Raw genomic sequence first — 11,701 nt, 5'->3', positions numbered from 1 at the left:
GGCTCGGCGACCGGCTCAGCGGCCGTACGGCGCGGCTTGCGGCGCTTGGCGAGCGCGGCCTCCTCCGCGGCCTCCGGGGACGCCTCCAGCTCCTCGGAGCGGCTCCGACGGCCCCTGCGGGCGGGCTGCTCGCGCGGCTCGTCGGCGAAGGCGTCGGCGTCCGGCTCGTACGTCTCCAGCAGGCCCAGCCGGACGCCGAGCGCGCGGAACCGCCGCGGAATGGCCGTGACCGGGGTCGCGGTGACCACCAGCAGGCCGAAGACGGTCAGCAGTACCAGCAGCGCCACCGACAGGGTCTGCCCGACCATGAAGAGCAGCGGCTTGGACACGGCCCAGCCCAGATAGCCGCCGGCGTCCCGCACCCCCGCCACATCGTCCTGGTCCGGCGACCCGCAGGCGATGGCGACCTGCCCGAGCACGCCGACCACCAGCGCCGAGAGCCCGATGCCGATCCGCCCGTTCGCCTCCGGCTGCTCGGGGCGGAAGAAGACACGGGCGGCGATGCCGCCGACCAGTATCGGTACGAGCAGGTCCAGCCGGCCGAACGCGCCGGTCACCAGCAGCTCGACGACGTCACCGACCGGGCCGTTCAGATTGGCCCACGTGCCCGCCGCGATCACCAGGCCGAGGCCGAGCAGGGCCAGCGCCAGGCCGTCCTTGCGGTGGGCCGGGTCGAGATTCTTCGCGCTGCGCCCCATGCCGCGGAAGAGCCAGCCGACGGTGTGCGCGAGGCCCAGCCAGAGGGCGCGCACCGCGCGGTAGACGCCCCCGGTCGGCGACGGCGCGGGCTTCTTCGCCACCGCCTTCTTCGCGGGGGCCTTCTTCGCGGCCGCGGCCTTCTTGGGCGGCGCCTTCTTCGCCGCCGCCTTCTTGGCGGCGGGCGGCTTCGCCGCGGTCTTCTTGGCGGCGCCCCCGGGGCGCCCGGCGCGCTGCTTCGAGGGGCCCGCCGTGCTCTGGGAACCCTTGCCGGACGTACGTGAGGCCATGGTGACGAGGTTACAGGCGACGGCCCGGGGTGACACGGGCACTCGGGCCTTCACCCGTTCGTGTCGTAACCAACGCGCCATATGGGCGGTTGGCCGACTCCGGGCCCAACACCCGGGACAGCGCCGGGAGCTGCCGCAGGGTCAGCTCCGCGGCCGGGCGGCGCCGGCGCCGTACGCCCGGCGCCGCGGCGTCAGTTCTGCGACGGCACGGACGGCGTGTCGCTGTTGCCCGCGCCCGGCTCCAGGGCGTCCAGTGCGCGGCGCAGTCCGGTCAGCTTCCGCTCCAGATGGGCGGCCGTCGCCACGGCGGCGGCGTCCGCCGACTCGTCCAGCTGTTTGGACAGCGCCTCGGCCTGCTCCTCGACGGCCGCCAGCCGCGCGGAGAGCAGCCCCGCCGCCTCCTTGGCGTCCTCGTCGCCGGCCGTCTGGCCGCCCTCCAGCTGCAGCCGCAGCAGCGACGCCTGCTCCCGCAGCTTGCAGTTCTTCATGTACAGCTCGACGAAGACCGAGACCTTGGCGCGCAGCACCCACGGATCGAACGGCTTGGAGATGTAGTCGACCGCACCGGCCGCGTAGCCGCGGAAGGTGTGGTGCGGGCCGTGGTTGATCGCCGTGAGGAAGATGATCGGGATGTCGCGCGTCCGCTCGCGGCGCTTGATGTGCGCCGCGGTCTCGAACCCGTCCATCCCCGGCATCTGCACATCGAGCAGAATCACCGCGAAGTCGTCGGTGAGCAGCGCCTTGAGCGCTTCCTCCCCGGACGATGCCCGCACCAGCGTCTGATCGAGCGCGGAGAGGATCGCCTCCAGCGCCAGCAGATTCTCCGGCCGGTCATCGACCAGGAGGATCTTGGCCTTCTGCACCATGGCCCGTCCTCCTCGCCCCGGCACTCCACCGGACGCCGCCCCAGGGGACGGCTCCGTCATGCCGCCCGTACTTGTGCCGGTCATGGTAGCCGCACCCCGCCTGTCGCCACACCCTGTCACCGCTATGTCACCGTGCACGTAGCAGAAACGCAGCGGGAGACCAGAAGGTTCCCCGAATACCGTGCTCCCACACGTGCGCGACCACAGGGAGTCAGCATATGGGGCGAGGTCCGGCCTCTCCGCGTACGCCCCGTCACTCCGCGCGCATCCATTGCTGCATCACCGAGAGCAGATGGTCGGTGTCCACCGGCTTCGTCACGTAGTCCGAAGCCCCGGACTCGATGCTCTTCTCCCGGTCGCCCTTCATGGCCTTGGCGGTCAGGGCGATGATCGGCAGGCCGGCGAACTGCGGCATCCGGCGGATCGCCGCGGTCGTGGCGTAACCGTCCATCTCCGGCATCATGATGTCCATCAGCACCACTGTCACATCATCGTGCTGTTCCAGCACCTCGATGCCCTCACGGCCGTTCTCCGCGTACAGCACCGACAGGCCGTGCTGCTCCAGGACGCTGGTGAGCGCGAAGACGTTGCGGATGTCGTCGTCGACGATCAGCACCTTCTCGCCGTGGAAACCGCCGCCCTCGGAGGACGGCGCCACCAGGTCCTGTCCGCTGCCCATCCACGGCTCGTCGGCGGACTGCTGCGACTGCGAGACGGTCGGCCCACTGGGCAGCGCCGGCAGCGCGGGCCGCGGCGCCGCACCCGTGAGCCCGCGCCGGCGACGGCGGTTGAGGCCCGAGACCGCGGCGTCCGGAGTCGTCGGCTGCTCCTCCGCCGCGCGGTCCGCCGCCGCCTCCTGCTCGGCGATCTCCGCGTCGTGCGCCTCCGCGTCCATCGCGAAGCCGCCCGCGACCAGCTGCGGATAGCCCTGCGGCGGCAGCCCGCCCGAGTTGTACGGCAGGTACAGCGTGAACGTCGAGCCGCGGCCCGGCTCACTGGCCGCGTGGATCTCGCCGCCCAGGAGCCGCGCGATCTCGCGGCTGATGGACAGGCCCAGGCCCGTACCGCCGTACTTCCGGCTCGTCGTGCCGTCCGCCTGCTTGAACGCCTCGAAGATCACCCGCATCTTGCTGGACGCGATGCCGATGCCGGTGTCCGTCACCGAGAAGGCGATCATGTCCGCGTCCGCGTCGCGCAGCGCGCCGTGCTCCAGGAGCTGCTCGCGGATGGCCACGGGGACGTCCGAACCGGCCGGCCTGATGACCAGCTCCACCGCTCCGGAGTCGGTGAACTTCACCGCATTGGAGAGCAGGTTGCGCAGCACCTGAAGGAGGCGCTGTTCATCGGTGTGCAGCGTCGCGGGCAGCTCCGGGGAGACCCGTACCGAGAAGTCCAGGCCCTTCTCCGCGGTCAGCGGCCGGAACGTCGCCTCGACGTAGTCCACCAGCTGCACCAGCGCGATCCGGGTCGGGCTGACGTCCATCTTGCCCGCCTCGACCTTCGACAGGTCCAGGATGTCGTTGATCAGCTGGAGCAGGTCCGAGCCCGCGCCGTGGATCGTCTCGGCGAACTCCACCTGCTTCGGCGAGAGATTGCCCTCGGCGTTGTCGGCCAGCAACTTGGCGAGAATCAGCAGAGAGTTGAGCGGCGTACGCAGCTCGTGCGACATGTTCGCGAGGAACTCGCTCTTGTACCGCATCGAGACCGCGAGCTGCTCGGCGCGCTCCTCCAGAACCTGCCGCGCCTCCTCGATCTCGGTGTTCTTCACCTCGATGTCGCGGTTCTGCTTGCGCAGTTGCTCCGCCTTCTCCTCCAGCTCGGAGTTGGACAGCTCCAGCGCGCGCTGCCGGCTCTCCAGCTCCGCCGAGCGCTCCTTGAGCTGCTCGGTCAGCTCCTGGGACTGGCTCAGCAGGATCTCGGTCTTGGTGTTGACCGAGATCGTGTTGACGCTGGTCGCGATCATTTCCGCGATCTGGCTGAGGAAGTCCTTCTGGATCTGCGTGAACGGCTGGAACGACGCCAGTTCGATGACGCCCAGCACCTTGTCCTCGAAGAGCACGGGCAGCACGATCACGTTGGCCGGCGGCGCCTCGCCCAGTCCGGAGGAGATCTTCAGGTACCCCGACGGCACGTTCTCCACCAGGATGGTGCGCTTCTCCTCGGCCGCGGTGCCGATGAGCGTCTCGCCCGGAACGAAGGTGGTGGGCATCGCGCCCATCGAATAGCCGTACGAGCCCGTCAGCCGCAGTTCGTAGTCGCCCGCCTCACCGCCGTCCGCGCCGATCTCCTGGTTGTCGTCGGCCGACGTGGCGAGGAAGAACGCGCCGTGCTGTGCGGAGACCGCGGGCGACAGCTCGCTCATGATGAGCTTCGCGACGTCCTTGAGGTCGCGGCGGCCCTGCATCAGACCGGAGATCCGGGCGAGGTTGCCCTTCAGCCAGTCCTGTTCCTCGTTGGCGAGCGTGGTCTCGCGGAGCGTGGCGATCATCGTGTTGACGTTGTCCTGGAGCTCCAGGATCTCGCCGGCCGCGTCCACGTCGATGCGGACGTTGTGGTCGCCGAGGGTCACCGCCGCGGCGACGGCGGCGATCGCGCGCACCTGACGGGTGAGGTTCCCCGCCATTTCGTTCACCGATTCGGTCAGATCCTTCCAGGTACCGGCCACGCCGCGCACCTGCGCCTGACCGCCCAGCTGGCCTTCCGTACCCACCTCGCGGGCCACCCGGGTGACCTGCTCGGCGAAGGACGACAGCTGGTCGACCATCGTGTTGATCGTCGTCTTCAGCTCCAGGATCTCGCCCCGGGCGTCGATGTCGATCTTCTTGGTCAGATCACCCTTCGCGATGGCCGTCGTGACCATCGCGATGTTCCGCACCTGGCCGGTCAGGTTGGACGCCATGGAGTTCACCGACTCCGTGAGGTCCTTCCACGTCCCCGCGACGCCCGGCACCCGGGCCTGACCGCCCAGGATCCCGTCGGTGCCCACCTCACGGGCGACCCGTGTCACCTCGTCGGCGAACGACGACAGGGTCGTCACCATGGTGTTCACCGTGTCGGCCAGCGTCGCGACCTCGCCGCGCGCCTCGACCGTGACCTTCTTGGTCAGGTCACCGTTGGCCACCGCCGCGGAGACCTGGGAGATGTTCCGCACCTGGATGGTCAGGTTGTTGGCCATCAGGTTCACGTTGTCGCTGAGGTCCTTCCAGATGCCGGTCACGCCCGGCACCCGGGCCTGGCCGCCCAGTTGGCCCTCCGTACCCACCTCACGGGCCACCCGCGTCACCTGCTCGGCGAACAGCGAGAGCTGGTCCACCATCGTGTTGACGGTCGTGACCAGTTCGAGGATCTCGCCCTTGGCGTCGACGGTGATCTTCTTGGAGAGGTCGCCGCGGGCCACCGCGGTCGTCACCTCGCCGATGTTCCGTACCTGCGAGGTGAGGTTGTTCGCCATGAAGTTGACGGACTGGGTGAGGTCCTTCCAGGTGCCGCTGACGCCCTGGACCTCGGCCTGGCCGCCCAGGATGCCCTCGGTGCCCACCTCGCGGGCCACCCGCGTCACCTGGTCGGCGAACGAGGACAGCTGGTCCACCATCGTGTTCAGAGTGTTCTTCAGCTCCAGGATCTCGCCGCGGGCGTCCACGTCGATCTTCTGGGAGAGGTCACCACGGGCGACCGCGGTCGCGACCTGTGCGATGTTGCGGACCTGAGCGGTCAGGTTGCCCGCCATACCGTTCACCGAATCGGTCAGGTCCCGCCACACGCCGGCCACACCCGGCACCTGCGCCTGACCGCCCAGCCGGCCGTCCGTACCCACTTCACGGGCGACTCTGGTGACCTGCTCCGCGAATGCCGAGAGCTGGTCGACCATCGTGTTGATGGTGTTCTTCAGCTCCAGGATCTCGCCGCGGGCGTCCACGTCGATCTTCTGCGACAGATCACCCCGCGCGACCGCCGTCGTCACCTGCGCGATCTGCCGCACCTGGGACGTGAGGTTCCCCGCCATGAAGTTGACGGAGTCGGTCAGTTCCTTCCACGTACCGCTCACACCCGGAACCTGGGCCTGGCCGCCCAGCCTGCCCTCCGTACCCACGTCCCTGGCCATCCGCGTGACCTGGTCGGCGAACGAGGACAGCTGATCCACCATCGTGTTCACGGTGTTCTTCAGCTGGAGCATCTCGCCGGAGACGTCGACCGTGACCTTCTGCGACAGATCACCGTTGGCCACCGCCGTCGTGACCTGGGCGATGTTGCGCACCTGGCCGGTGAGGTTCCGGAAGGCCGTGTTCACCGAGTCGGTGAGGTCCTTCCACGTACCGGCGGCACCCGGCACCTGCGCCTGGCCGCCCAGCTCACCCTCGACACCGATCTCCCGGGCCACCCGCGTGACCTCGGCACCGAAGGAGGACAGCTGGTCCACCATCGTGTTCACGGTGTTCTTCAGTTCCAGCATCTCGCCGGAGACGTCGACGGTGATCTTCTGCGACAGATCACCGTTGGCCACCGCCGTCGTGACCTGCGCGATGTCCCGCACCTGACCGGTGAGGTTGCGGAACGCGTTGTTCACCGAGTCGGTGAGGTCCTTCCACGTACCGGCCGCGCCCGGCACCTGCGCCTGGCCGCCCAGCTGGCCCTCGGCGCCGACCTCGTTCGCCACCCGCGTCACTTCGTCCGCGAACGTGCGCAGCGTCTCGGTCATCGTGTTGATCGTGTCGGCCAGCTGCGCGACCTCGCCGCGCGCGCTCACCGTGACCTTCTGGGACAGATCGCCGTTGGCGACCGCCGTCGTCACCTGCGCGATCCCGCGCACCTGGGCCGTGAGGTTGCCGGCCATCAGGTTGACCGAATCGGTCAGGTCCTTCCAGACGCCCGCGACGCCCGGCACCCCCGCCTGGCCGCCGAGCTCGCCCTCCGTACCGACCTCCCTGGCCACCCTCGTGACCTCGGAGGCGAAGGACGAGAGCTGGTCCACCATCGTGTTGACGGTGTTCTTCAGCTCCAGCATCTCGCCCGCGACGTGGACGGTGACCTTTCTGGACAGGTCACCCTTGGCCACCGCGGTCGTGACGAGAGCAATGTCACGTACCTGAGCGGTGAGCCGCGAGGCCATCGTGTTGACCGAATCCGTGAGGTCCTTCCACGAACCGGACATTCCGCGTACGCGCGCCTGGCCGCCGAGCTTGCCCTCCGTACCGACCTCACTGGCGACCCTGGTCACCTCGTCGGTGAACGCCGAGAGCTGGTCCACCAGCCCGTTCACCGTGCGGCCGACCTTCAGGAACTCGCCCCGCAGCGGGTGCGCCGTCGTCCCGTCGCTGCTCCGCGTGCGCAGGTCCATGCGCTGCTCGAGGTCGCCCTCGGACACCGCGGACAGCACCCGGCCCACCTCGGAGACCGGCCGTACGAGGTCGTCCACGAGCGCGTTGGACGCGTCGATCGCGGCCGCCCAGGAGCCCTCGCAGGCCCCCACTTCCAGCCGCTCTGTGAGCTTTCCCTCACGTCCCACGACCCTCCGCACCCGGGCCAGCTCGCCCGTGAGGTGCAGATTGCGGTCGGCGACCTCGTTGAAGACGGCCGCCACCTCCGCCATGATCCCGTCACCGGAGACGGTCAGCCGCTTGCGGAAGTTGCCGTCCCGCATCGACACCAAGGCGGACAGCAGGCGGTTCAGTGCCGCCGTGTCCACCTCGGTCGTCCCGTTGTTGCGGGAGCGTCCGCCTTTCGCGCGCGTGCTTGCACCCCGCGCCGCTCCGCCAGACTCCACCGTGTCCCTCCCGCAGGGTCGACCGTTCTACCCGGGCCTTCTCTTGAAGCCTTCCCAGTGTTTCACCATGGCCCAACCAGGCCATAACAGTTCGGCAGCATCGCATACCGTCCGTGGCGAGCCCGGGGCGGGAAACACACGTGACCGGCATCCATGCGGGCGTCGAAGGTAAGTACCCTGGGCTCCGGCTGTCCACCCGCACGGCCGGTGCGGTGGCGCGAGCACGACGGGCATTCGGAGGGGCGCCGCGACTATGGGGGAGCAGATCACCGACACACGCATGAGGAGACCAGTGATCACCGCGCGGGCCGCTGCCACCTTCGAGCCGGTAGGACGCTCGGTCGCCACGGCTCGGGCTTTCGTGCGCGACACCCTCCAGGGCTGGGGCCACGGCGACATCATCGACGACGCCGTCGTCCTCACCAGCGAGCTCGTCACCAACGCCGTCGTGCACGCCGGCACCGCCGCCGACGTGCTCTGCCTCCGCACCGACACCGGCGTCCGGATCGAGGTCGCCGACCGCTATCCGGAGCGCGAGGTGCCCGTACAGAGCTCCGGACAGGCGCTCGCCCACCCCGACCGCGAGGGCGGCCGCGGACTGCTGCTGTGCGGCGCCCTGGCCACCCGCTGGGGCGTGGAGTACACCCCCTCCCAGAAGCACGTCTGGTTCCAGCTCGACCTGCCCGAGCGCCCCGCCGGCACCCGTTCCGCCGGCCCCGCGCTGCCCGTGGACGCGCTCCCCGTCGCCGAGCACCGGGTCCGCGTCGCCGTCGTCCAGATCGACCGCGGCGGCTGCATCAGCTCCTGGAACGAGGACGCGCAGGAACTCTTCGCCTATGCGCCCGAACAGGTGATCGGCAAGCCCCTCACCGACTTCGCCGCCTGGCCGCACACCCCCGGTACGGGCACCGGCATCGCCGAGGCCCTGCTGCTCTCCCGCTGGGAGGGCAGCTACGGCATAAGGGGCGCCGACGGCCGCGTCGTCCCCGTGTACGCCTCGCACCTACGGGTGCGCGACGCCGACGGCGAGCCCTCCACGGTCTGCCTCCTCGTCCGCGACCACGAGCGCGCCGTCCTCCAGAGCCCGCCGCGCACCCCGTCGGACTCGTCCGGCCAGCAGTCCGAGGGGCACGGCCCCGCCGACCCGTTCGAGGTCTTCATCGGCTCCCCGGCGCCGGACGACCTCGACGGCCTCCTGCAGCGCACGGTCGAACGCGCCCGCGACATGCTCGACGGCGACGCCGCGTACCTCCTCCTGGCCACCGACGACGAGACCGAGCTGGAGGTCCGCGCCTCCACGGGGCTGCCCTCCGCCCGTCAGCGCTTCGCACGCGTCCCTGTGGAGGCCGGCAGCGGCCGCTACGGCTCCGCCCGTATGCCGGCCGTCCACGAGGACCTCACGGCCGTACAGGGGGCCGTCCCGCTGCTCTCCGGTACGGGCATGCGCTCGGTCGTCACGGTCCCCCTCAAGGTCGAGGGCCGGCTCACCGGCTCCCTCGGCGTCGCGGCCGAGGCCCCCGGCCGGTACACCAACGAAGAGGCGCTGCGCCTGCAGTTCGCCGCCGACCGCATCGCGCTCGCCGTTGAACGCGCCCGCCTCACCGAGCTGGAACGGCTCCGCCGCGGCTCCCTCTCCTTCCTCGTCGAGGCGTCCGACCTGCTCGCCGGCACCCTGGACCGCAATCAGACGCTGGCCCTCATGGCCCAGATGACGGTCCCCACGCTCGCCACCTGGTGCGCCGTGTACACCGTCGCCGACCAGGCGTCCGAGCCCGAACTCTCCTTCGTGCTGCACGAGGACGAGGACCGCATCGACGGCCTCAAGACCCTGCTGCAGAAGGTCCCGCCGCCGGAGCCGGTGCCCACTCCCGGGGCCCGCGTATGGAGCGCCCCAGGAGACGCGGCCCACGACGCCGCCCTGCGGACCTCGTTGCGCAGCCTCGGACTGGGCGCCTCCGCGCGGCCGTCCAGCGGCCCCGGCGCCACCCTGGCCACCGCCTCGGCCGTCGGCGGCGAGACCGTCGTACTGCCGCTCGTCGCCCGTAACCGCGTCATCGGCATGCTCACCCTCGGCAAGCCCACCGAGGAGCACTTCCGCCAGGAGATCCTCGAACTCGCCGAGGACCTCTCCCGGCGAGCGGCGCTCGCCCTGGACAACGCGCGCCTGTACTCGGAACGCACGGCCATCAGCCAGTCCCTCCAGCGCAGCTTGCTGCCGCCCGAACTGCCCGACGTCCCCGGCGTCGAGGTCGAGGTCATCTACCGCGCGGCCGGTGAGGGCAACGAGGTCGGCGGCGACTTCTACGACCTCTTCCCCATCCGCGACGGCGCGTACGGCTTCGCCATCGGCGACGTCTGCGGTACGGGCCCGGAGGCCGCGGCCGTCACGGGCCTGGCCCGGCACGCGCTGCGCCTGCTCGCCCGCGAGGGCTTCGGCGGCCCCGCCGTCCTCGAGCGCCTCAACGCCGCGATCCTCGACGAGGGCGCCCGCAGCCGCTTCCTCACGCTCCTCTACGGCGAACTGTGGCCCCAGCGCGACGGCAGCGCCGTACTGAAGGTCGTCTGCGCGGGCCACCCGCTGCCCCTGCGACTGCGCCAGGACGGCACGGTCGAACCCGCCGCCGAACCGCAGCCGCTGCTGGGCGTCATGGAGGACCTGGAGCTCTACGCGCAGACCGTCACCCTCGACCCGGGCGACGTCCTCCTCTGCGTCACCGACGGCGTCACGGAGCGCCGTGAGGGCACGCGGATGCTCGGCGACGACGGCCTGGCGGACGTCCTCACGACATGTACGGGCCTCACGGCCGGCGCGGTCGCCGCACGCATCCTGCGCGCCGTGGAACGCTTCGCCGCCGAGCCCGCCTCGGACGACATGGCCATCCTCGCCATGCGGGTGCCGGAGGCGGTGCACGACGCAATGACGCCGTAGGACGGCCGAAAGTCATCGGGGCCTTGGGGCATCGCCTCAAGGCCCCGACCGTTCCCCCCCCCAAATACAAAAAGGCCCCCGCCTGCTGGCGGGGGCCTTTCTCGTCAGAGCCCCAATACGGAATCGAACCGTAGACCTTCTCCTTACCATGGAGACGCTCTGCCGACTGAGCTATTGGGGCGCGTCGACGGCATTAACTATACCCGACTCCCAGCCGTGATTCGAACCACCTGCCGCCCAGGTCAGCAGCACACTCCCGGTAAATCGGAATTACCCGACAGCGGCCCCACCCGCATTACTCCGGTAACTCCGGCAGCGGTCAGAACGCCGGCTGGAGAAGCCCGCCGAGCGCATTGCACGCGCTCACTACGCGGTGCAATTCACGGCGACTCAACGACTCCCCCACGGGCAGCGCCAGCGTCTCGTCGCACGCCCGCTCCGTCTGCGGCAGCAGCAGATCGCGGCGGTAAGCGGGCATGCGGTACACGGGCACCGGCACGGGCACCCGGCAGGCCACGCCCTTCGCCCGCAGCGTCCGCGCGAAAGCGTCGCGGTCCGGCCGGCCGTTGCCCGGCACCCGGACCACGTACTGCTCGTACGTGTGCGGCGCGCGCTCCGTGGGCGTCACGACGCCGCGCAGCCGCCCGTCGAAGTACGTCGCGTACGCCCGCCGCCGCTCGGCGCCACCGGGCGCGACACCCGGCTCCTCGGCGCCGTGCACCAGCAGCCCGTGGCGCGCTCCCAGCTTCCGCAGCCTGGCCATGTCGGCCTGCTGTCCGAAGCGGTGCACGGCGATCACGGCGGCGGTCCTGGCGCTCACGACGTCGGCCACCGCGGCCGGGTCGAGGCAGTAGGTGTCCGGGTCCACGTCGGCGAAGACCGGTACGGCTCCGGCGCGCACGACGGCCTCGGTGACCTCGGCGTTGCCGAACGCCGGCACCACGACCTCGTCACCGGTGCCGATACCCGCCGACTCGAGCGACTCAAGCGTTCCACTTGTCCCCATGGCTCGGATGCTGGCGGCCGAACGTGAACGGCAAGTGACGCGCCGCACTGCAATGGCGAAACAAAAAAGCTCCGGTCCCTGAACCAGAAGGTTCAGGGACCGGAGCTGAAAAATTGTTCGGCGGCGTCCTACTCTCCCACAGGGTCCCCCCTG

The 11,701-nt window shown here is 70.3% G+C and carries 4 protein-coding genes, 1 tRNA gene and 1 pseudogene; 1 reads left to right on the top strand and 5 read right to left on the bottom strand.

Going from position 1 to position 11,701, the window contains the following annotated elements; all coding sequences use genetic code 11:
- The 3 genes and pseudogenes from ABT381_RS32840 to ABT381_RS32830 form a co-directional block, all read right to left on the bottom strand.
- Positions 1–986: pseudogene (locus tag ABT381_RS32840) on the bottom strand (cell division protein FtsK); the annotation flags it as partial.
- Positions 987–1,177: 191 nt separating this feature from the next.
- Positions 1,178–1,852 carry a response regulator gene (locus tag ABT381_RS32835; protein ID WP_351600726.1) on the bottom strand — a complete coding sequence of 225 codons (675 nt, stop codon included), beginning with the start codon at positions 1,850–1,852 and terminating at the stop codon, positions 1,178–1,180.
- Between the two features lie 253 nt (positions 1,853–2,105).
- Entirely contained in the window at positions 2,106–7,613 is a 5,508-nt protein-coding gene (locus ABT381_RS32830) for a HAMP domain-containing protein (RefSeq protein WP_351600723.1), read from the bottom strand.
- A 280-nt stretch (positions 7,614–7,893) separates the two neighbouring features.
- Between ABT381_RS32830 and ABT381_RS32825 the strand changes: the two genes are divergently transcribed.
- Positions 7,894–10,542: a SpoIIE family protein phosphatase gene (locus ABT381_RS32825; protein WP_351600720.1), complete on the top strand. Its 2,649-nt coding sequence runs from the start codon at positions 7,894–7,896 to the stop codon at positions 10,540–10,542.
- A 108-nt stretch (positions 10,543–10,650) separates the two neighbouring features.
- Here ABT381_RS32825 and ABT381_RS32820 read toward each other — a convergent pair.
- Together ABT381_RS32820 and ABT381_RS32815 are read right to left on the bottom strand one after the other, a co-directional pair.
- A tRNA-Thr gene (locus tag ABT381_RS32820) sits at positions 10,651–10,723 on the bottom strand.
- A gap of 138 nt (positions 10,724–10,861) precedes the next feature.
- A complete protein-coding gene (locus ABT381_RS32815; RefSeq protein ID WP_467754706.1) occupies positions 10,862–11,596 on the bottom strand; it encodes a DegT/DnrJ/EryC1/StrS family aminotransferase in 735 nt (244 codons plus the stop codon).
- Between the last annotated feature and the right edge of the window lie 105 nt (positions 11,597–11,701).

Origin of the sequence: Streptomyces sp. NPDC000151 (assembly GCF_040301705.1) — a bacterium.
Lineage (GTDB): Bacteria > Actinomycetota > Actinomycetes > Streptomycetales > Streptomycetaceae > Streptomyces.
Note: the sequence above shows the minus strand (reverse complement) of the source record. Positions and strands in the feature narration are given on the sequence as shown.

What these genes read in the sequence shown, in the direction of transcription:
- ABT381_RS32835 (WP_351600726.1), bottom strand. Translation starts at nt 1,852, where the DNA reads ATGGTGCAGAAGGCCAAGATCCTCCTGGTCGATGACCGGCCGGAGAAT.
- ABT381_RS32825 (WP_351600720.1), top strand. Translation starts at nt 7,894, where the DNA reads ATGAGGAGACCAGTGATCACCGCGCGGGCCGCTGCCACCTTCGAGCCG.